The sequence below is a fragment of the Trinickia sp. EG282A genome, from assembly GCF_040965455.1.
Taxonomy (GTDB): domain Bacteria; phylum Pseudomonadota; class Gammaproteobacteria; order Burkholderiales; family Burkholderiaceae; genus Trinickia; species Trinickia symbiotica.
Map to the genome: position 1 here is coordinate 356,995 of NZ_JBFRCC010000003.1, position 19,606 is coordinate 376,600.

Annotated in this window: 20 protein-coding genes; 7 read left to right on the forward strand and 13 right to left on the reverse strand. The window is 64.6% G+C overall.

Features of this window, described 5'->3' with window-relative positions:
* Positions 1–7 precede the first annotated feature (7 nt).
* The 10 genes from AB4Y31_RS16095 to AB4Y31_RS16140 all read right to left on the reverse strand — a co-directional run bounded on the left by AB4Y31_RS16095 (position 8) and on the right by AB4Y31_RS16140 (position 10,006).
* A complete protein-coding gene (locus tag AB4Y31_RS16095) occupies positions 8–1,195 on the reverse strand; it encodes an NAD(P)/FAD-dependent oxidoreductase (protein WP_368674766.1) in 1,188 nt (395 codons plus the stop codon).
* Complete coding sequence (locus AB4Y31_RS16100; RefSeq protein ID WP_368674767.1) at positions 1,192–2,571, reverse strand: FAD-dependent oxidoreductase; 1,380 nt, start codon at positions 2,569–2,571, stop codon at positions 1,192–1,194. Before AB4Y31_RS16100 ends, AB4Y31_RS16095 begins: the two co-directional genes overlap by 4 nt.
* Positions 2,550–2,861 carry a (2Fe-2S)-binding protein gene (locus AB4Y31_RS16105; protein WP_368674768.1) on the reverse strand — a complete coding sequence of 104 codons (312 nt, stop codon included), beginning with the start codon at positions 2,859–2,861 and terminating at the stop codon, positions 2,550–2,552. Before AB4Y31_RS16105 ends, AB4Y31_RS16100 begins: the two co-directional genes overlap by 22 nt.
* On the reverse strand, positions 2,858–3,634 hold the full coding sequence (locus AB4Y31_RS16110; protein ID WP_368674769.1) for an amino acid ABC transporter ATP-binding protein: 777 nt from the start codon (positions 3,632–3,634) through the stop codon (positions 2,858–2,860). The genes AB4Y31_RS16105 and AB4Y31_RS16110 overlap by 4 nt, the downstream gene beginning before the upstream one ends.
* A gap of 39 nt (positions 3,635–3,673) precedes the next feature.
* Positions 3,674–4,330, reverse strand: a complete 657-nt coding sequence (locus AB4Y31_RS16115; RefSeq protein ID WP_018438591.1) for an amino acid ABC transporter permease — start codon at positions 4,328–4,330, stop codon at positions 3,674–3,676.
* A gap of 57 nt (positions 4,331–4,387) precedes the next feature.
* Positions 4,388–5,191, reverse strand: coding sequence for an ABC transporter substrate-binding protein (locus AB4Y31_RS16120; protein ID WP_368674770.1), 804 nt, complete (start codon positions 5,189–5,191; stop codon positions 4,388–4,390).
* A 73-nt stretch (positions 5,192–5,264) separates the two neighbouring features.
* Positions 5,265–6,542, reverse strand: coding sequence for an NAD(P)/FAD-dependent oxidoreductase (locus tag AB4Y31_RS16125; RefSeq protein ID WP_368674771.1), 1,278 nt, complete (start codon positions 6,540–6,542; stop codon positions 5,265–5,267).
* Between the two features lie 73 nt (positions 6,543–6,615).
* Positions 6,616–7,284, reverse strand: coding sequence for a haloacid dehalogenase type II (locus tag AB4Y31_RS16130; protein WP_368674772.1), 669 nt, complete (start codon positions 7,282–7,284; stop codon positions 6,616–6,618).
* 127 nt (positions 7,285–7,411) lie between these two features.
* On the reverse strand, positions 7,412–8,905 hold the full coding sequence (locus AB4Y31_RS16135) for an aldehyde dehydrogenase (RefSeq protein WP_368674773.1): 1,494 nt from the start codon (positions 8,903–8,905) through the stop codon (positions 7,412–7,414).
* 486 nt (positions 8,906–9,391) lie between these two features.
* Positions 9,392–10,006 carry a cupin domain-containing protein gene (locus AB4Y31_RS16140; RefSeq protein ID WP_020565961.1) on the reverse strand — a complete coding sequence of 205 codons (615 nt, stop codon included), beginning with the start codon at positions 10,004–10,006 and terminating at the stop codon, positions 9,392–9,394.
* 304 nt (positions 10,007–10,310) lie between these two features.
* Here AB4Y31_RS16140 and AB4Y31_RS16145 point away from each other — a divergent pair, with 304 nt between their 5' ends.
* From AB4Y31_RS16145 to AB4Y31_RS16170, 6 genes are all read left to right on the forward strand, one after another.
* Entirely contained in the window at positions 10,311–11,195 is an 885-nt protein-coding gene (locus AB4Y31_RS16145; protein WP_368674774.1) for a GNAT family N-acetyltransferase, read from the forward strand.
* 22 nt (positions 11,196–11,217) lie between these two features.
* Positions 11,218–12,141 (forward strand): 2-hydroxyacid dehydrogenase, encoded by a 924-nt coding sequence (locus tag AB4Y31_RS16150; protein WP_368675307.1) that lies wholly within the window; start codon positions 11,218–11,220, stop codon positions 12,139–12,141.
* An 85-nt stretch (positions 12,142–12,226) separates the two neighbouring features.
* A complete protein-coding gene (locus tag AB4Y31_RS16155) occupies positions 12,227–13,315 on the forward strand; it encodes a tartrate dehydrogenase (protein ID WP_018438599.1) in 1,089 nt (362 codons plus the stop codon).
* 30 nt (positions 13,316–13,345) lie between these two features.
* Positions 13,346–14,824 (forward strand): NAD-dependent succinate-semialdehyde dehydrogenase, encoded by a 1,479-nt coding sequence (locus tag AB4Y31_RS16160; protein WP_368674775.1) that lies wholly within the window; start codon positions 13,346–13,348, stop codon positions 14,822–14,824.
* Between the two features lies 1 nt (position 14,825).
* Entirely contained in the window at positions 14,826–15,818 is a 993-nt protein-coding gene (locus AB4Y31_RS16165; protein WP_368674776.1) for a M14 family metallopeptidase, read from the forward strand.
* A complete protein-coding gene (locus AB4Y31_RS16170; RefSeq protein WP_368674777.1) occupies positions 15,815–16,159 on the forward strand; it encodes a cupin domain-containing protein in 345 nt (114 codons plus the stop codon). Before AB4Y31_RS16165 ends, AB4Y31_RS16170 begins: the two co-directional genes overlap by 4 nt.
* Here AB4Y31_RS16170 and AB4Y31_RS16175 read toward each other — a convergent pair.
* The 3 genes from AB4Y31_RS16175 to AB4Y31_RS16185 are packed head-to-tail and all read right to left on the reverse strand — an operon-like array spanning position 16,144 to position 17,750.
* Positions 16,144–16,491 carry a Dabb family protein gene (locus AB4Y31_RS16175; RefSeq protein ID WP_368674778.1) on the reverse strand — a complete coding sequence of 116 codons (348 nt, stop codon included), beginning with the start codon at positions 16,489–16,491 and terminating at the stop codon, positions 16,144–16,146. The two genes, AB4Y31_RS16170 and AB4Y31_RS16175, sit on opposite strands and share 16 nt — an antisense overlap.
* The gene (locus AB4Y31_RS16180) at positions 16,488–16,940 is read right to left on the reverse strand and encodes a nuclear transport factor 2 family protein (protein ID WP_368674779.1); all 453 of its coding nucleotides are present in this window, start codon (positions 16,938–16,940) and stop codon (positions 16,488–16,490) included. Before AB4Y31_RS16180 ends, AB4Y31_RS16175 begins: the two co-directional genes overlap by 4 nt.
* A 3-nt stretch (positions 16,941–16,943) precedes the next feature.
* A complete protein-coding gene (locus AB4Y31_RS16185; protein ID WP_368674780.1) occupies positions 16,944–17,750 on the reverse strand; it encodes a ribonuclease activity regulator RraA in 807 nt (268 codons plus the stop codon).
* Between the two features lie 160 nt (positions 17,751–17,910).
* Between AB4Y31_RS16185 and AB4Y31_RS16190 the strand changes: the two genes are divergently transcribed.
* Complete coding sequence (locus AB4Y31_RS16190) at positions 17,911–19,536, forward strand: IclR family transcriptional regulator C-terminal domain-containing protein (RefSeq protein ID WP_368674781.1); 1,626 nt, start codon at positions 17,911–17,913, stop codon at positions 19,534–19,536.
* Positions 19,537–19,606: the final 70 nt, after the last annotated feature.

Consider the following 19,606-nt stretch of genomic DNA (forward strand, 5'->3'; position numbering starts at 1 on the left):
GCAACGCTCACGCGGCCCGCGTAGCCGAGTGGCCCGCCGCGTCGCCATGCGCGGCGGCGGCGCCCGTCGCGAAGCGGCGGATGTCGAACGGCTCGATCGGCGTGCTGGTCGCGCCCGTATCGATGAGCTCGGCCATCGTGTCGCCGACGCCCGGCCCGAGCTGGAAGCCGTGCCCGCAGAAACCGAACGCGTAAAAGAGGCCGCTCGTCGTGCCGCTCGCGCCCATGATCGGCCGATCGTCGGGCATGTAGCCCTCCACACCGCTCCATACGCGAATGATGTTGAGCTTGCGCAGCATCGGCGCGACGCGCTGCGCCTGGCGGAACTGCAGCAGCGTGTTCTGCGGCAGCACCTTCGCGCGGCGTTCGTCGAGAAATGCCGGCGCACGCGCGCAACCGCCGATCACGATGTTGCCGCGCGTGACCTGGCGGAAGTAGACGATTTCCTCCATGTGCGGCGACGACACGCCGACGACCGGCTGGAGCGCGTACGGCACGGGCTCGGTCACGCACATTTGCGGACCGTTCACGGCGATCGGCACCGGCTCGCCGAACTGCTGCGAGAGCAGGTTCCCCCACGCGCCCGCGGTGATCAATAGGACCGGAGCATGGAACGTGCGGCCGTCCGCGCTCGTCGCGCGAAATTCATTGCCCTCCTTCTCGACCGTCACGACGTCGCAGTTCTCGACGATCCGTGCGCCGAGCCGAGCCGCGGCCCGGCCGAACGCGGGCGCCGCGAGCCGCGGATTGGCGTGGCCGTCCATCTGCGAGTACGAACCGGCGAGTACTTCGGGCCCGAGGAACGGAAAGCGCTGATGAAGCGCGTCGCCGCGCATGAGGTCGAGTTTCAGGCCGTAGTGCGCCGCTTCCTTCGCATACGCCTCGAACTGGTCGGCCTGTTCCTCGCGGTAGCAGACCCGCACGTGGCCCGACATCAGGAACTCGGCATCGTGCTGAATCAGCTCGGGCAGACGTCCCCAGATTTCGCGCGAGCGGTTCGCGAGCGGTAGCTGCGGCAAAAAGCGCCCCTGCCGGCGCACGTTGCCGAAGTTCGTGCCGCTCGCCTGCTGTCCGACGAGCTGCCGTTCGAGCAGGATCACCGACCGGCCCCGCTTTCTCAGGAAAAAGGCGGTCGCGGCGCCCATGAAGCCGCCGCCCACGATCAGGACATCGGCTTGCGCGCGATGAGTATTCATTCGGCGTCCTCCACGGTCGCGATCGAGAGCGGCTTGACGGGCGCCTGCCCGCGCAGTCGCCCCACTTGTTCGAGCGGCACGTTCGCCGCGGCCGCGATGATCTCGGCGCCGGCATGGCCGCAGTAGCGGCCCTGACAGCGCCCCATTCCGACCCGGCTGAACGCCTTCGCGCGGTTCGCTTCCTGCGCGCCCTCCTCGCGCACGACGCGGCGCAGCTCGCCCGCCGTGATGCCCTCGCAACGGCAGACGACCGTGTCGTCACTGAGCCGCGCGGCCTGCTCGACGGGCCATGCGAACGCCTCGACGAGACCGAGCCGGAAACGGTCCATTTTGCGCTGTTCGCGCTTGAGTGTCTCGAGCGTCGCGGCCGGAACCTCGTGGCCGAGGTCGATCAGCGCCGCATAGGCGGCGAGCCGCCCCGCGATCTCCGCGCCGTCCGCGCCCAGCACGCGCGCGCCGTCGCCCGCGATATAGACGCCCTTTTCGCTGGCGCGGCCGAGTTCGTCGATCCGCGGTACCCATTGGCGCGTCGTGGCGTCGAAGCGAAACGCGCAGCGCGCGAGGTCGGCGAGCTGTGTCTCGGAACGCAGGTGATAGCCGAGACCGACGGCATCGCAATCGATCTGCTCTACTAGGTTACCGTTCGCGGCGCGATAGCGCACGCCCCGCACGCCGTCGGTCGGATCGCCGACGATTTCTACCGGCTCGATGCCGTTCGCGATCATCACGCCCGAACGCTTGAGCGACGAGACGAGCGCACTGCCCTTGCGCAGGACGTCGAAGCGCGCGAGCAGTTTCGGCAACGCACGCAGCCGCGCGCTCGTCTTCGACGTATCGAGCACGGCCGCCACTTCAGCGCCCGCCTGAACATATTGGTTCGCGACGAGATAGAGCAGCGGCCCGGTACCCATGAAGACGACACGGCGGCCGATCGCGCAGGCCTGCGATTTGAGCGCGATCTGCGCGGCGCCGAGGCTGTAGGTCCCGGCCAACTGCCAACCCTTCACGGGCATCAACCGATCGGTCGCGCCGGGGCACAGGATCAGCGCATCGTACGGCAGCCTGCTCGCATGGCCCTCTCTGACGATATGCAGCTTGCCCTGCGCGACGTTCCATGCGAGCGTCTGCGGCCGATAGTCCAGCCGTCCGCGCAGCCGCTCGAACGTCTCGTGCAGGCTCTCGGCACGCGACGCCTCGGTGCCGTACAGCTTCGCATAGGGTCGCGTGAAGCCCTCCGGCTGGCGCCGATAGATTTGTCCGCCATCGCGGCGGCCCTCATCGACGACGACCGGGCGAACGCCCGCCGCGAGCAGCGTTTCGGCACAGCGTACGCCGGCCGGCCCCGCGCCGACGATCACGATACGAGGTTCACCCATTGCGCCTCCGGTTGAGTCGTCACGATCCGCATGCCCGCTTCGACGACGGTCGTGCATGCGCGCAGCCGCTCGCCATCGTGCGTCCAGACCCAGCAGTCCTGACATGCGCCCATCAGGCAAAAGCCCGCGCGCTTTTCATCGCCGAACTCCGACTGGCGCACGTGCCGCACCGAGCAGAGCATTGCGGTGAGCAGCGTATCGCCGGTGAGCGCTTCGACCTGCGCGCCGTCGATCGTCAGCCTGACTTTCTCGCGGCCGGTTTCGCCGAGCCGCACGAATCGTCCGTTCATGCCACTGCTCCTGTCGCGCCGTTTGGCGCGTGTGGGGCTTCGACGCGGTTCGTCAGCACATGACGCAGAAACTCGCGCGTGCGTGCTTCGCGCGGCGAGCAGAGCACCTGCTGCGCGCTGCCTTCCTCGATGATGAGGCCCGCGTGCAGGAAGCAAACACGATCGGCCACTTCACGCGCGAAGCCCATTTCGTGCGTGACCACGAGCATCGTCATGCCTTCGCGCGCGAGCGTGCGCATGACGCTCAACACTTCGCCGACGAGTTCCGGATCGAGCGCCGAAGTCGGCTCGTCGAAGAGAATCGCCTTCGGCTTCATCGCGAGCGACCGCGCGATCGCGACGCGCTGCTGCTGACCGCCCGACAGTTGGTGCGGATAGGCGTCGAGCTTTTCCCCAAGCCCGACCTTGTGCAGCAGCTCGATCGCCTCGCGCCGCGCTTGCTCGCGCGGTTCGCGCTTAACGTGCACCGGCCCCTCCATCACGTTCTCCAGCGCCGTGCGGTGCGGGAACAAGTTGAAGCGCTGGAAGACCATGCCGACCTGCGTGCGAAGCTGGTTGATGTGGCGCGAGCGCTGCTCGACGCGCTGCTCCAACAGCGTGATCTCCCCCGAATCGTACGACTCGAGCGCGTTGATGCAGCGCAGGAGCGTCGACTTGCCCGAGCCCGACGCGCCGATCAGGCAGACCACTTCGCCCTGCTCGATCCTGAGCGTGATGCCCTTGAGCACGGGCACGGCGCCGAAGCTCTTGTGCACGTCCCTGATTTCGATCATTTCAATCTCGCTTCGACTTCATTGGATCCTCGTCGGGCCTCAACGCGCCCTGTGCCGGCCGAATCGGCGCTCGAGCGAGCGCGTCATGCTCATCAGCGGCAGGCTCATCGCCAGATAGCCGAGCGCGACGAGCGTGTAGACAGTCATGTTCTGGAACGTCGACGCGGCGATCAGCTGGCCCTCGCGCGTCATCTCCGCCACTGTGATCGTCGAGGCGAGCGACGAGTCCTTCAGCATCATCACGAGCGTGTTGCTGTACGGTGGCAGAGCGACCTTGATTGCCTGCGGCAGGATCACGCGCACCATCGTTTTCACGCGGCCCATGCCGATCGACTGCGCCGCCTCGAACTGCCCCGGATCGACCGCCTCGATGCCCGAGCGGATGATCTCCGCGACGTAGGTGGAGTAGCCGAAGCCGAGGCCGATGATGCTTGCCTCGAGCGCCGACACCTGCACATGAACGTCGGGCAGAACGAAGTAAATGTAAAACAGCAGCACGATCATCGGCAGGCCGCGCACGACGTTGATCATCGCGCTGACCACGCGCACGACCCTCGGGTAGCGCGACATCTTCAGCAACGCCCAGACGAGGCCGAGCGCCGTGCTCAGCAGCAGGCAACCGAGGGTGATGAAGATACTCATCACCGCACCCTGCAGCAGAATGGGTACAAAGTCGACTATATCGTGCCAACGCATGTCTTGCCTTTTGCAATCGCTCGTTGCGGTCTCATTGCGGTCGTTTCGTCGGCTCGATCAACCGGCGAGGTGCCACTTTTTCAGGATCGCATCGAGCGAGCCATCCGCCTTCATTTTCGTGAGCGCGTCGTTGATTTTCGTGAGCAGTTCGCTGTTGCCCTTCTTCACCGCGATGGCTATGTCGAACTTCTTCATCGGCACGTAGTCGTCGTCCACGCGTGTCCCGGCGAGCGCGCCCGCCGCTTCCTGCGCCTTCAGAATCGGGTAGTCGTTGAAGCCCGCCGCGATGCGGCCGAGCGCGACGTCGCGCGTCATGTCCGCGGGACTGTCGTACATCTTGACTTCCTTGAAGATGCCGAGCTTCACGAGTTGATCGCCGTAGTCCGTACCCGTTCCCGCGCCGACCGACAAGCCTTTCAGATCCTGCACCGAGCGGTAATTGGTCTTGTTCGACTCCTTGACGATGATCCCTTCACCGAACGCGGTGACCGGCTGCGAGAAATCGACGACCTCGGCGCGCTTCGGCGTCGGCGTCATGCCGGCGACGATGATGTCGATCTTGCCCGACACGACCGACTGGATCAGCGCCGAAAACGGCACCGCGTCGTACGACACGTTGAAGCCTTCGCGCTTGCCGATTTCCTTCACGACGTCGGGCATCAAACCTTCGATCTTCTGCGTCTTCACGTCCATGAACGTGGTGGGTGCGCTCGACGGCGGCGAGCCCGCCGTGAGCGTTTGCTGATCGGCGGCGTGGGCGGCGCCGAACATCATCGACAGTGCGACGCCGGCACCGGCCAGGAAACGTTGAACGGCGTGCGGGCGGACGGCGGAAGCGGACTCAAAGCTGAAACGCGACATGGGATCTCCTCAGGGATTGACCTTCAATGTGTTTTCGGCCGTACCGTTTACCCGGTACGGCTCGTGACACCGTTCAATGCAGCACATCCTGCAACCGGTAATACGCGCCGACGAGCGGCAGGAACCAGGCACGCCCGAAATGGCCCGGTATCGCCGGCCATTCGAGCGTTCGCCACGGGTTACGCGCGGCGGCGCCGAACATCACGTCGGCCATCACGCGGCCCATGTGCACGGACATCTGCACACCGTGGCCGCTATAGCCCATCGAATAGAACAAGCCCTCGTGCTGCCCCGCGCGCGGCAGGCGGTCCATCGTCATGTCGACGAGGCCGCCCCAGCAGTAGTCGATGCGGACGTCCGCAAGCTGCGGGAAATACGTCACGAGGCCTTCGCGCAGAACGCGGCCGCTCTTTTCGTCCGAGCGCGGATTCGACATCGCGAAGCGCGCGCGGCCGCCGAACAGCAGGCGCTCGTCCGGCGTCGCACGAAAATAGTTGCCGATATGGCGGGTGGTCACGTACGAGCGGCGCGTCGGCAGCAGCGCGTCGAGGCGCGCCTTGCCGAGCGGCTCCGTCGCGACGATGAAGCTGCCGACCGGCGCGAGCCGGCGGCGGAACCACTGCAGCGGCCCGACCTGCGAGGCGCCCGTGGCGATCAGCACACGGTCGGCACGCAGCGTGCCGCGCGCGCACTCGAGCTCGAACGTGTTGCCGCCGAGCGGCTTGAGACCCGTGACGGGCGTTTCCTCGAAGATCCGCGCACCGCGCCGCGCGGCCGCTTCGCCGAGCCCGACACCGAATTTGCCCATGTGCATCTGCATGCCATTGCGCTGCACGAGACCGCCGAAGAAGCCGTCCGAGGCAACCTCGTCGCGAATGCGCTCGGGTGGAACGAGCTCGACGTCCGGATCGACTTCTCGCTTGAGCACTTCGTACGACTTCGCGAGCGACGCGAAATGCTGCGGCTTCGCCGCAAGCTTGATCTTGCCGCTTTGCCGCAGGTCGCAGTCGATCTGCTCTTCCACGATGATCGACTTGACCGTCTCCACGGCGCCCGCATAGGCACGATAGAACTCCGATGCGCGTTCGTTGCCGATGCGCGCGGCGAGCGATGCGTAGTCTTGCGCAACGCCGGTATTGCAATGGCCGCCGTTGCGGCCCGACGCCTGCGCGGCCAGCCGCCCCGCCTCGAGCACGACCACCGACTTGCCGCGCTTGGCCAGCTCGAGCGCGGCCGACAGTCCGGTGAAACCGCCGCCGACCACCGCCACGTCGACGCGTCCCGCGAGCGGTCCTTGCGCGGGCTGCGAGAAACGTGGTGCCGTATCGAGCCAGTACGAGTCGAGCTTCATCCTGATGTCCTGTTGCGTTCCCTGTCGATTGGCGGCACGCGAGTGGCGGCTTAGCGGGTCTGTCCGGCGCGAATCACAGGCCGAGCAGCGACGCGAGTTCCGGAATGCCCTTGACCTCGTTGACGTGGTAATACGGGTTGAGCGGCTCATGACCACGGTTGACGAACGCCTTGTGCTTGATGCCCATGTCGTAGGCCGTCATCAGGTCATAGCGGAAGCTAGACGAGACATGCAGCACGTCTTCCGGATTGCAGTCGAGCTGCGAGAACATGTATTCGAACGCCTTTTGCAGCGGCTTGTACGCTTGTGCCTGCTGCGCGGTGTAGACCTTGTGGAACGGCGCGCCGAGCTTGTCGACATTGCTCTGAATCTGATCGTTCGACGCGTTCGACAGGATCACGAGCTTGTACTTCTTCGCAAGGCGCGAGAGCCCCTCCGGCACGTCAGGATGCGGGCCCCACGTCGGCACGGCTTCATAGATCTTCTCCGCGGTCGCGAGGTCGAACGGCACACCCGTGCGCTCACAGGTGCGGCGAACCGAGTTCACGACCACGTCGCGATACGGCTTCCATGCGCCGAGCACTTCATCGAGCCGGTAGCCGCGGAAGAACTCGACGAATTCGTCCATCTTCGCGTGGTCCAGCTTGTCGCCGTAAAGCTGACGCGCCGTCTGGGCCATCTGGAAGTTCGTCAGCGTGCCATAGCAGTCGAATGTGATGTACTTCGGCTCGAAATCGATCATGGTCAAATTCCTGTCGTCGTGCGAACCCGCTGCGGGTTCAAGTTGGCCTTCATCTTCCTGATGCGCCGCTCATTGCAGTGAACGCCGCGCGCGGTGCATCGGGCTGCCTCTCTCCGCGTCGGCGCGATTACATCGCGTCGAAGTCGATCAGCACGCTCTTGTGACGCATGCTGGCTTCCAGCGCCTGCCGCCCGAGATCCTTGCCGATACCCGACTGCTTGAATCCGCCGGTCGGGATGATCATGTCGCCGCTGCGGCCGTAACGGTTGATCCAGATCGTGCCTGCCGCGATACGGCGCATCGCGCGCAGTGCCTGACCGATATCGCTCGTATGGACGCCCGCGCACAGGCCGTACGTCGGGTGGCCCGCGAGCGCGATCCCCTCCTCCTCGTCCTCGAACGTCTGCACCGTCAGCACCGGGCCGAACAACTCCTCGCGCACCGCGGGCGTGGCTTCAGTCACGTTGGCAAGCAGCGTCGGCCGATGGAAACAGCCGTCGCCCGTATCCTCGAAATAACCACCGCCGAAGATCACTTCGGCGCCGCTCACGCGGCTTTCTTCGATCAGCGAATCGATCCGCTTGGCCTGGCCGCGGCTGATGAGGGGCGAGTAGCGCGTCGTGCTATGCCACAGGGGCCCGGGTGCAATCGGTGTCAGCAAACGCTGCACCGCGTCGAGCAATGGCTCGGCGATGCGCTTGTGCACGATCAACCGCGTACCGGCGACACAGACCTGGCCGCCGTTGGTCGTGAAGCCGCGAGCAATACAACGCGCCGTGTGCTCGAGGTTCGTCAGACGTTCGAACACCAGTTGCGGGCTTTTACCGCCGAGCTCCAGCGTGACCGGCTTCGTTCCATGCAGCGCCGCGTCGCTCATGATCGCGGCGCCGGTACGCGTCGAACCGGTGAAGCTGACCTTGGAAACGTCGGGGTGGCGCGTGATCGCCGCTCCGGTCGTCGCGCCGTGGCCGTTCACGACGTTGAAGATGCCGGGCGGCATGCCGGCTTCGATCGCGAGCTCCGCCAGGCGCAGCGTGGAGAACGGCGTCATTTCCGACGGCTTCAGCACGACCGCGTTGCCGGCCGCGAGCGCGGGCCCGCATTTCCACGAGCACGTCGACAGGGGGAAATTCCACGGCGCAATCGCGCCGATGACACCGTAAGGCTCGGCCGTCACGAAGCCCAGACTGTCGCGACGCGTCGCCGCGACGTCGCCGCCGAGCTTGTCGGCAAGCTCGGCGAAGAAGCGGATCGCATCCGCCGTGAACGGCACGTCGAATGAGTACGCTTCGGCCACCGGGCGCGTCGAGCTCACCGTCTCGAGCTGGGCGAGACTCACCTTGTTGCGTTCGATCAGTTCGGCCCAGCGCGTGAGCACCCTTGCGCGCTCGCGCGGCGACTGCGTCGCCCAGCTGCTCGTCTTCCACGCATGCAGCGCGTTGCTCACCGCATAGTCGACCGTGGAAGCCGAAGCATCGGGAACGTAGCCGAGCAATTGACCATCGGATGGACGGTAGACGGCGATCTGCGCCTCATTGGTCGAGTGGTACGCACCGCCAATGAAATGTCCCTGCGGCAATGGGACGGTAGACGGATCGAAATCGAGTGACGGTGTGGACATGCTTAGCCTATGCGTAACTTCGAAGCATGTAGTGAGATGCCGACATCGCCTGTCTCCTCCGGCACATCACCACCAGTTGTTGTTGCGCCTGCTCATCGCGCTGCGACTCCCGCAATGAACGAGCACCGAGCGGATTTCATTATAGTGAACGCGAAATGAATTCCTAGTGGTCAAAAATAAATCTTCGAAAAAACTTGTGGTGCGGCGCGCAAGAGATCCGTTCATCTCGGTCGGCAAGCGATCGTGTGAAGTGTTCGACACGCAGCATTGGCGCCGCACGCGCTGGTTTGAACGGGGGGCGCTGCAATGCAGCGGAGTTCAATGGTGCGGGAGGTTCGGACTGTGGCTGAAGGCGTGGTCCGCGCCTGCACCGGATGAACAAAGATGCAGCGCGGACGCGCTGGAGTGAACGACTACGCTGAACGAGCGCGCGTCATCGAAGGGATGAAAGTGACAACGCGGAACGGATCCGGTGAGTAAGACGGATCAGAGATGAACAACCGGCGGCTGCGTGTTCATAATCCACAGCAGGCGCGCCGTCTTGCCGCTTTCATTGCGCACACTGTGCGGCACCGTGCTCTTGAACTGGAAACTGTCACCGGTCCGCAACTCGGCGCGGCGATCGCCGACGTTGAGCACCACCGTGCCTTCGAGCACCAGGCCGGCTTTTTCACCCACACCGATGAGAACCTCTTCCGAGCCCGCGCCCGGCGGCAGCAAGATGATCATCATCTTCAGATCGTGCTCGCCGTGCGGCGACAGCAGTTCTTTCTGCATGCCGTTCTTGCCGACCTCGAAGATAGGCCGCTCGGCCGCCTTGCGCACGAAGTCGCCCGTGACGGGATCCGATATGGCGTCGTCCGCCTCGAGCAGCGTCGCGAGCGGCACGGCCAGCGCCTGCCGCAGCCGCTCGAGAATGCGCACCGACGGATTTGCCTTGTTGCGCTCGACCTGGCTCACGGTACCGACCGACACGCCGGCACGCATCGCGAGCTCGTTGACCGACAGTCCCTGAGCGACGCGCAAGGCCCGCAGGCGGGCGCCGACATCGGCGTGGCTCGGTTCCGCCGCGCGCTTCTTGCTGAGCTGTGTTCGCTGCATATGACTCCTGTTCAAAACGACGCGGACGGTCCCGACCTCCGCTTCCACGCACATCTGATCGCTTGCATGCCGGCGCTCGTCCAGCGGGAACCGAAGTTTTCGCGGCCGCCGGCACGACGAACGCTCGACGATCTTGCTCATTATATTGAATAATGCGACATTGTAGTGAACGCCGACTGCTGCTGACTTCCGTCCACCGGTCGGTCTCGAGACAAAAAGATCGTCCTACGAACTGCCTCGCGACAATCGAACAGTGGATCTTGTCGCACGGCATAGGTCGATCGGCCGCCAACAGGAGCGCTCCGTGTCCGAACCACTCGTCAAGCAGACCCCGACCTATCGAGCCTTTACGTCCGACGACATCGCCGCCGCCCATGCGCTGTCGCTTGCCGTGCGGTGGCCGCATCGCGCGGAAGACTGGCGCTTCATGTTCGATGCCGGTGCCGGCTTCATCGCGGAAGACGACGGCGCAGTGATCGGCACCGCCCTCTACTGGAAATTCGGCGTTGACCGCGGCACGCTCGGTCTCGTGATCGTGTCGCCCGAACAACAGGGGCGCGGGATCGGCCGCAAGCTGATGGAGCTGGTGCTCGAAGCGCTCGGCAACCGTATCACGTTCCTGCATGCGACAGCCGCCGGCAAGCCGCTCTACGAGAAGCTCGGCTTCCGCGAGTGCGGCACGCTCGCTCAGCATCAAGGCGCGATCGGCGACGTGCAGCCGGTCACGCCGCCAGTGGGTGACCGGCTGCGTCCGCTCACAAGCGACGACGTGCCGAAGGTCATCGAAATGGCATCGCATGCGAGCGGGCTCGATCGCAGCGCGACGATCCCCGCGCTGCTCGATGTCGCGCAGGGCGTCGTGCTCGAACGCGACGGCGAGCTGGTGGGCTTTTCGCTGTTCCGCCGTTTCGGTCGCGGTTATGTAATCGGCCCTGTCGCAGCGACGCCTTCGCCCGACGATCAGCGCGCGAAGTCGCTGATCGCGCATTGGCTCGCGAAACACGCCGGCGAGTTCGTGCGTATCGACGTGCCGGGCGGCACCGGCCTCAACGACTGGCTGCTCGCGCTCGGCATGGCGCGCATCGACTCGGTCGTGAAGATGGTGCGCAATGCGCCTGCCGAAGCGCATAGCGGTCAGCAGGATACGCCGTATCGCGCATTCGGCATCATCAATCAGGCCATGGCATAGCGACGCGAGCGACATGAGCGATATGACCGTGCTCTACAAGGCCGACCCCGTGCGCGGCGCGATCTGGGCGGAGCGCTTCGCGCAGCTCGCGCCGGATACGCCGTTTCGCGTCTGGCCCGACATTGGAGACCCCGCCGCCGTTCGCTATCTGATCGCCTGGCAACCGGACGATCTGGCAATCACGCTACCCAATCTCGAGGTCGTTTTCTCGGTGGGAGCCGGCGTCGATCAGCTCGATCTCGCGCGCATTCCCGCGCATCTGCCGGTCGTGCGCATGATCGAGCCGGGCATCGTGGAAGGCATGGTCGAGTACGTGACCGAGGCGGTGCTGGCCATCCATCGAGACCTCTTCGACTACGCAATGCAGCAGCAGGCGCGCGTGTGGAAACCCATGCCGCTGCGGCCGGCCGCAGGGCGGCGGGTCGGCGTGCTGGGGCTCGGCATGCTCGGCACCGCGGTGCTCGAGCGGCTGCGTCTTTTCGGGTTCGCGTGCGCAGGGTGGAGCCGCTCGCCGCGCGCTATCCCGGGCGTCGAATGCTTCGCGGGTGAAGGCGCGCTCGATGCGTTTCTCGCGCGCACCGATGTGCTGATCTGCCTGCTCCCGCTCACCGACGCGACGCGCGGCCTGCTCGATCGACGTATTTTCGCTATGCTGCCGAGAGGCGCATCGCTCGTGCATGTAGGCCGCGGACCGCACCTGGTCACGGCGGATCTGCTCGATGCGCTGAACCGCGGCCAGATTCACAGCGCAGTGATCGACGTGACCGACCCCGAGCCTTTGCCGGCCGATCATCCGCTCTGGGGCCAGCCGCGCGTGCGGATCACACCGCACATCGCGAGCGCGACGCGCGCCGATACGGCTGTCGATGTCGTACTGGAGAATTTGCGCCGTCATCGGGCAGGTGAGCCGATGATCGGCGAGATCGACCGGGCGCGCGGATACTGAGCCGAGCCCGGCGAGCCGAACGACGATTTTGTTCTTGCCGTGCGCAAAGCGTCGAAGCTGTGCGCAGGCCCTCAAGGAGACATGTATGGCCCGGACTTACCGCATTGCCGTCATCCCCGGTGACGGCATCGGCACGGAAGTGATGCCCGAAGGGGTGCGCGTGCTCGACGCCGCCCGCGAGCGTTTCGGCATCGGCATCGACTACCGCCATATCGAATGGGCATCGTGCGACTACTACGAGCAACACGGCCAGATGATGCCCGACGATTGGAAGGCACAGTTGCAGGACTGCGATGCCATCCTTTTCGGCGCGGTCGGCTGGCCCGCGAAGGTCCCCGATCATATTTCCCTCTGGGGATCGCTGCTGAAATTTCGGCGCGAATTCGACCAATACGTGAACCTGCGCCCCGCACGCCTCTTCGAAGGCGTACCCAGCCCGCTCGCGAACCGCAAGCCCGGCGACATCGACTTCATGATCGTGCGCGAGAACACCGAGGGCGAGTATTCGTCGGTAGGCGGCACGATGTTCGAGGGTACCGAGCGCGAAGTCGTGATGCAGCAGTCGATCTTCACGCGGCACGGCACCGAGCGCGTCATGAAGTTCGCGTTCGAACTCGCACGGCGCCGCGCGAAAAAGCTCACCGTCGCGACGAAGAGCAACGGCATCTCGATCAGCATGCCATGGTGGGACGCACGCGCCGACGAGATGGCCGCGCGCTATCCCGACGTCAAGATGGACCGCCAGCACATCGACATCCTCTGCGCGCGCTTCGTGCTGAATCCGGACCGATTCGATGTCGTCGTCGCATCGAATCTGTTCGGCGACATCCTCTCGGATCTCGGCCCCGCCTGTACCGGCACGATCGGCATCGCGCCGTCGGGCAACCTCAATCCTGACCGGCGCTTTCCGTCGCTGTTCGAGCCAGTGCACGGCTCGGCGCCCGACATCGCCGGCAAAGGCATCGCGAACCCGATCGCAATGATCTGGTCCGCGGCGATGATGCTCGACTTCCTCGGCAACGGCACGGGCGCCGAACATGACGCGCACGATGCGATCGTCGCGGCGATCACGCACATCCTCAAGGAAGGCCCGCGCACCGGCGACCTGGGCGGCGGCGCGTCGACGAAGGATGTCGGCGCGGCGATCGCTGCGCATGTCGTGCAAGCTCGCTAACGCAGCAGGAACGCAGCAGGAGACACTCGGATGAGCATCAATCTTGAAGAGCAGGCCCGCGCGCTGATCCGCGCCGACAATTTCATCGACGGCCAGTGGGTCGCCGCGGCGAGCGGGCGGCGCTTCGCCGTCACCAATCCCGCTACCGGCAAGCTGATTGCCGACGTTGCCGACAGCGGGCCGGCCGATGCACGCGCCGCCGCGGACGCCGCGGCGAAAGCGTTGCCGGCTTGGCGCGCCAAGCTGCCGAAGGAGCGCGCCGCGGTGCTGCACCGCTGGCATGCGCTGATCGTCGAGCAACAGGACGCGCTCGGCGCGCTGATCTCACTCGAACAGGGCAAGCCGCTCGCCGAAGGCCGAGGCGAAGTGGCGTATGGCGCGTCGTACGTCGCGTGGTTCGCGGACGAAGCCACGCGCATCTACGGCGACGTGATTCCGCAGCAGCAGCGCGGCAAGCGCATGAGCGCGATCAAGGAACCCATCGGCGTCGTCGCGGCGATCACGCCGTGGAATTTCCCGCTGGCGATGATCGCGCGCAAAATCGCGCCCGCGCTCGCCGCGGGCTGCACCGTCGTCGCGAAGCCCGCGGAGGATACGCCGCTGACCGCAATCGCGCTCGTGATGCTCGCGCATGAGGCGGGCGTGCCCGACGGCGTGCTCAACCTGATCTCGGCGTCGCGCGAGTCGGCCGCCGAGACGGTAGGCGAATGGCTCGCCGATGGCCGTGTGCGCAAGATCACGTTCACGGGCTCGACGCCGGTCGGCAAACACCTGGCGCGCGAATCCGCGGGCACGCTGAAGAAGCTTTCGCTGGAGCTGGGCGGCAATGCGCCTTTCATCGTGTTCGACGATGCGGACCTCGATGCGGCCGTGACAGGTCTCTTGGCTGCGAAATTCCGCAACGGCGGGCAGACCTGCGTGTGCCCTAACCGCATCTACGTGCAGCGCGGCGTCTATGAGCGCTTTGCCGCGCTGCTGAGCGCGAAAGTGGCCGAGCTGCGAGTCGGCCCCGCGAGCGATCCGGCGTCACAGATCGGCCCGATGATCAACGCGCGCGCGGTCGACAAGATTGCGCGTCACGTCGAGGATGCGGTCGCTAACGGCGCGCTCGTGCTGACGGGCGGCAAGCGCCTGACGGAACTTGGGCCGCACTACTACGCGCCGACGGTGCTGGGAAACGCGACGCCGGACATGATGCTCTGCTGCGAGGAAACATTCGGACCTGTCGCGCCGCTCTTCCCGTTCGACACCGAGCAGGAAGCGGTGGACGCCGCGAACGATACCCCGTTCGGCCTCGCATCGTACTTCTATAGCCAGGACGTACGCCGCATCGATCGCGTATCGCGGGCGCTCGAGGCGGGCATCGTCGGCATCAACGAAGGTGCGCTTGCGTCGGAAGCGGCGCCTTTCGGCGGCGTGAAGGAATCCGGCTACGGCCGTGAAGGCTCGAAGTACGGCCTCGATGACTATCTGTCGATCAAGTATCTCTGCCAGGGAGGGCTGGAATAAGATGGATGCCTATCCGATCGAAGTCGATTTCCCCGATATCGCCCCGCATGCACCCGGCAATACGGGCGTCCCGTACGTCTACACGTTCGATTCCGGCGTGGCCGGTCCGCACGTGATGATCAACGCGCTCACGCACGGCAATGAAGTCTGCGGCGCGATCGTCGTCGACGAATTGTTGCGCGGGCAGTTGCGTCCCCGCCGCGGCAAACTCACGCTCTCGTTCGCGAACGTCAATGCCTATGCGCGTTTCGATCGCGCGATACCCGACAAGGCGCGCTTCGTCGATCAGGATTTCAACCGCGTATGGACCGCCGCGAAGCTCGACGATCTCGCGACGCGCTCGTCCGAACTCGATCGCGCACGCGCGATGCGACCCGTGGTCGATACCGTCGATCTGCTGCTCGATCTGCACTCGATGCACGAGAAGAGCTTGCCGCTGATCGTCGCCGGTCCGCTGCGAAAAGGCACCGACCTTGCGGTGCGCCTCGGCACGCCTGCCACGGTGATCTGCGACGAGGGCCACCCCGAAGGCCGCCGCATGCGCGACTACGAAGGCTTCGGCGACGAAGCAAGCCAGAAGAACGCCCTTCTCATCGAATGCGGCCAGCACTGGGAGAAAAGCGCCGTCACGGTGGCTCGTGACTGCACCGCGCGCTTCCTGTTGCTGGCAGGGATCGTCGACGAAAGCGATCTGCCGTCCGGATGGATCGTGCCGCTGCCCGATGAAATGCGCGTCGTGCGCGTGACGGAACCGGTCGTCGCGAAGAGCATGGATTTCCGTTTTGCGGCACCGTACACGGGCCTCGAAGTATTCGAGAAAGCCGGCGCGGTGATCGGCTGGTCCGACGGAGAACCCGTCGCCACGCCTTACGACGATTGCGTGCTAGTGATGCCGTCGCTGCGCCAGTTGCGGCCCGGCGTCACCGTGGTCCGGCTGGGCCGAATCGAACAGCGTATCGATCTCTCCACGCGCAAACAGGGAAAAGCAACGTGAAAGTCCAGCAAATCAAGCAAGCCGTTCAACTGGACGCGCTGCAGGACTGGGGCGTCGCCGGTCTACCGGGAACCGAGCCGGCCCGGGTATCGGGCCGTCAGTACGTCATTCCGGGCAGCGAAGCGATCGATACAGGCGTGTTCGAGTGCACGCCCGGCACCTACCGGCGGTCGGTCAAGCAGGCGGAAGTGATGCACTTCATTGCCGGCTCGGGCACGTTCACGCCCGATGGTGAAGAGACGATTCACTTTCGCAGCGGCGATACCTTGTTCTTCGAAGCGAACACCGAAGGACTGTGGAAGGTCGACGAAACGATCCGGAAGGTCTATGTGATCTTCTGAAGTCGGGCTCTGACACGCTCCGTCGTTGCCGCCGCATCCTGGACCGTGTAGTCGCAGGCGACCCATTCGAAATAGGCCTTCAGTGCCTGGATCAACGCGCTATGTGCGGGATGCGGCAGATAGCGCTCGAGATCCTCCCGGCTGTCGAACGAGGACTCGAGCACATAATCCCAGCAGATCGGCCGTTGAAGTTCGTTGCCTGAAACGCGCCATTCGCGTATGAACGGAATCTCTGCATCGAGTGCATGCATCTTTGCAACGAGTTGCTGCTCGAGCGCTGGTTGCCGATCGACGTGCGCGAGCTTCCGGAACATGACGATGTGTTTCATCATGATGCGGCCTTCAGATGGTAGCCGCGTTGCGCGTAGTCGAAATCGACGAGTTCGTTAATGGCGACCTCCTTGTCCGCGGGCGCCGCGTAGTAGGCTCGGATCTCGCGGATACGTCCTGTCTCTTCATCGAACACGTACCACTCGTCGCCGCGCAACGCCGTGCCGAGCCTGCCTTTCCAGTGTGTCCACTCGATCACCGCTTCGTGGCTGTCATGGCTCACGAGAATCTTTTCGATCGTCCATCGAGAGCCGAGATGCTCGACGCAACAGATCCACTTGCGAGCAATCGTATCGGCGGTGCGCCACGGAACGTCCGGCAGGCCAGCCGGAAAATAGTGAACGGCATCCGGTGTAAAGCATGAAATCAGCTTGTCGTAGTTCGCCTCGTTGCACGCATCGAAGTAACGTCGAATCAACGCGGCGTATTTGGCTTGATCAATGACAGCCATCGCTTACTCCCCCTTCTTGCCCATGATCGATGGGATATGCGGACGGCCCGCGGCAACCCAACGGTCATAGGCGTCGTACGTCTGGGGACTCGGCGGATACACACCCCACAACGCCTCTCCCGCGGCGATGCGCATTGCGAGGTAGCGCTCGAGGTCATCCTGGCGAGAGCACAATTCGGCGAGCTCTTCCGCGAGATGCGTCGGTACGACGGTGATGCCATCCGCATCGCCGACGATGATGTCGCCGGGATAGACGGCCACGCCCGCGCAACCGATCGGCACTTGCAGGTCCGCGACGTGGTGATACGAAATGCGCGTCGTCGCGGTTACTTCCCGGCAATAGGCCGGCAGCGGAAGATTCGCGATTTCGGAGCCGTCACGTAGAGCGCCGTCAGTGACGATCGCTTTCGCACCGCGCGCCAGCAGCCTCGTAACGAGAATGTTGCCGGCCGATGCCGCGCGCGGATCGTCGCGGCTGTCGATCACCAGCACGTCCCCCGGCTGCACCTGCTCGATACCCTGCCATTGCAGATTGTCGGCGTTGGGCTGGGTGGTCATCGTGCTGTAGGTATCGATATCCTCGCGCGCCGGAATGAAACGCATGGTGAATGCGCGGCCCGCGAACGGTCCGACATACCTGTTGAGCGCACGCAGTCCAACCAGTGCCGGTTGACGGTAACCACGCTTGAAGAGTTGCGTCGTCAATGAGCCACTGCTGACTTTCGCCAGCTTCGCGAGCGTTTCGTCGCTCACGATGACGTTGCGATCGACCGCGGTTTCGAGCGAATCCGAATAGTGATGGGTCTTCACGAGAGCATCCTCAAAGTACGATCCGCGCTCGGGTTCCAGGGCATGGAACTCGCAGCTCCAAATGGCCGCGGACCAAGTGAGTGCATGCTATCGGGAGAGTCACGCTCCTGGATACCGGTGATATTCTCATCATCAGACTTCGGTTCCATGGATTGGGAATATGGCATTAGGGGAAGGAACGGCGTCGCTCGATAAGGCGCTCGGCGTCCTGGATTTGATCGGCGCCGCTCGACAGGGAATGACCAACGCCGAGTTGCTCGATAGCGCCCGATTGCCAAAGACGACGCTCTATCGGATCCTTGCGACGCTCGTCGAGCGCGGGCTTGTCAGGCGTGACCCCGTGAAGCGCGTCTACCGACTCGGATTCCGATATTTGGAACTCGTTCGCAACGCGTACCTCATGCCGGACCTCGTCGCCGCGGCCAGCTCGGAACTGCGGTCGCTACGCGATTTGACCGGGGAAACGTCGTATCTCGCGGTGCTCGACGGCGCATCGGTGCTGTCGCTCGAGCGTTGCGATGGCGCGCATTCCCAGCGCTCGTCCGCGGCACTCGGGCAAAGCAAGCCGCTGCATTGCACGGGACAAGGCAAGGCGATCCTTTCGCGGCTCGCGCCCGAGGAAAGAGATGCGCTCCTCAAAGCCATCACCTATGACGCGCTGACTCCGCATACCATCACCGACCGTCGGCGTCTGCAAATCGAACTGGCCATTACCGCCGCCCGAGGCTACGCCATCGACGACGAAGAGATCGTAACGGGCGTGCGATGCGTCGCGGCGCCGATTCTCGATCCCGCCGGCAAGGTGCGCGGTGCATTGAGCGTAGCGGGTCCGGCGTATCGGCTGAGTGTCGCCCGCCTCGAATTGCTCGGTCCGGAGCTTGCCGAAGCCGGGCGGCGCGTCGGCTCACAGCTGGCCGGCAACCGCACGCGTATCGAGAGCGACGGCATCGAACCCGTGAGCGAAAACTGGGCCTTCCATGGCGCCTATCCGTGCTGGTCCTCCGCGCATCGATGCCTATACTGGGCGGACACGCTTGCGCCGGCGATTCGATGTTTCGACGGCGTAGAGGACCGCATCGTCGCTCAACTCGATGCACCGATTACCGCAATGCACCTGTTCGGCGACCGGCTTTTCGTCGATCAGCAGGGACAGCGTGCGTGGATCGAACGAGACGGCACCATCGAGCGCATGGACGACGCCACTGCATGGAGCGATCCGGCCATTCGGATTTTGTGCGCCGATCAGTCCATGCGCGCCTGGGCGATCATGCGCGATAAGCGCGACGAATCCTACCGTATCGGCGAGATTGTCGACCAGGGACGATTCAAGTCGCACTGGCGAATCGGCGAGTCGATCGAAGCGATGGCGTTCACGCGCGACGGCACCGGCGCTTATGCGATCGCGCCCGACTCAGGGACACTCTATCGGCTGCGCAAAGCTGAATCGTCCCGCGCGGCATCCGTGCGCCGCGTCGCATCGATGCCGAAAGGATCGGGGCGGCTCACCGGCCTCGCGCTTGATGCGCAGGGTGGTATCTGGACAGGATTGAAGGACGGCTGGAGCCTGGTGCGCTTCGCCGAGGACGGCAACGTCGATACGCTGAAGTCCCTGCCCATTGCCGCACCAACCGGAATCGCGTTGGCACCGTCCGAGAATGGGTCCGTTCTATACGTGACGAGCGACCGCCATCTGCAGTCGCTCGAATTGCTCAACAGCGCCCCGTGGTCGGGCCAGCTATTGCGGGTAAGGTTGGCATCAGGCGGCTCGGAAATCGCCGACGATTGACCGCAAACGGAACTCCTGCGGACACAGACCCCCGGCGGCAGCCCTCATGATACGGTCACGCCGATAGGCC

Bases quoted from the DNA above. Each gene is read 5' to 3' on its own strand.
- AB4Y31_RS16095 (WP_368674766.1), bottom strand. From the start codon at position 1,195: ATGAATACTCATCGCGCGCAAGCCGATGTCCTGATCGTGGGCGGCGGC.
- AB4Y31_RS16165 (WP_368674776.1), top strand. From the start codon at position 14,826: ATGGATGCCTATCCGATCGAAGTCGATTTCCCCGATATCGCCCCGCAT.
- AB4Y31_RS16130 (WP_368674772.1), bottom strand. From the start codon at position 7,284: ATGATCGATTTCGAGCCGAAGTACATCACATTCGACTGCTATGGCACG.
- AB4Y31_RS16120 (WP_368674770.1), bottom strand. From the start codon at position 5,191: ATGTCGCGTTTCAGCTTTGAGTCCGCTTCCGCCGTCCGCCCGCACGCC.
- AB4Y31_RS16150 (WP_368675307.1), top strand. From the start codon at position 11,218: ATGACCGTGCTCTACAAGGCCGACCCCGTGCGCGGCGCGATCTGGGCG.
- AB4Y31_RS16175 (WP_368674778.1), bottom strand. From the start codon at position 16,491: ATGATGAAACACATCGTCATGTTCCGGAAGCTCGCGCACGTCGATCGG.
- AB4Y31_RS16135 (WP_368674773.1), bottom strand. From the start codon at position 8,905: ATGTCCACACCGTCACTCGATTTCGATCCGTCTACCGTCCCATTGCCG.
- AB4Y31_RS16105 (WP_368674768.1), bottom strand. From the start codon at position 2,861: ATGAACGGACGATTCGTGCGGCTCGGCGAAACCGGCCGCGAGAAAGTC.
- AB4Y31_RS16190 (WP_368674781.1), top strand. From the start codon at position 17,911: ATGGCATTAGGGGAAGGAACGGCGTCGCTCGATAAGGCGCTCGGCGTC.
- AB4Y31_RS16110 (WP_368674769.1), bottom strand. From the start codon at position 3,634: ATGATCGAAATCAGGGACGTGCACAAGAGCTTCGGCGCCGTGCCCGTG.
- AB4Y31_RS16155 (WP_018438599.1), top strand. From the start codon at position 12,227: ATGGCCCGGACTTACCGCATTGCCGTCATCCCCGGTGACGGCATCGGC.
- AB4Y31_RS16115 (WP_018438591.1), bottom strand. From the start codon at position 4,330: ATGCGTTGGCACGATATAGTCGACTTTGTACCCATTCTGCTGCAGGGT.
- AB4Y31_RS16125 (WP_368674771.1), bottom strand. From the start codon at position 6,542: ATGAAGCTCGACTCGTACTGGCTCGATACGGCACCACGTTTCTCGCAG.
- AB4Y31_RS16160 (WP_368674775.1), top strand. From the start codon at position 13,346: ATGAGCATCAATCTTGAAGAGCAGGCCCGCGCGCTGATCCGCGCCGAC.
- AB4Y31_RS16100 (WP_368674767.1), bottom strand. From the start codon at position 2,571: ATGGGTGAACCTCGTATCGTGATCGTCGGCGCGGGGCCGGCCGGCGTA.
- AB4Y31_RS16140 (WP_020565961.1), bottom strand. From the start codon at position 10,006: ATGCAGCGAACACAGCTCAGCAAGAAGCGCGCGGCGGAACCGAGCCAC.
- AB4Y31_RS16180 (WP_368674779.1), bottom strand. From the start codon at position 16,940: ATGGCTGTCATTGATCAAGCCAAATACGCCGCGTTGATTCGACGTTAC.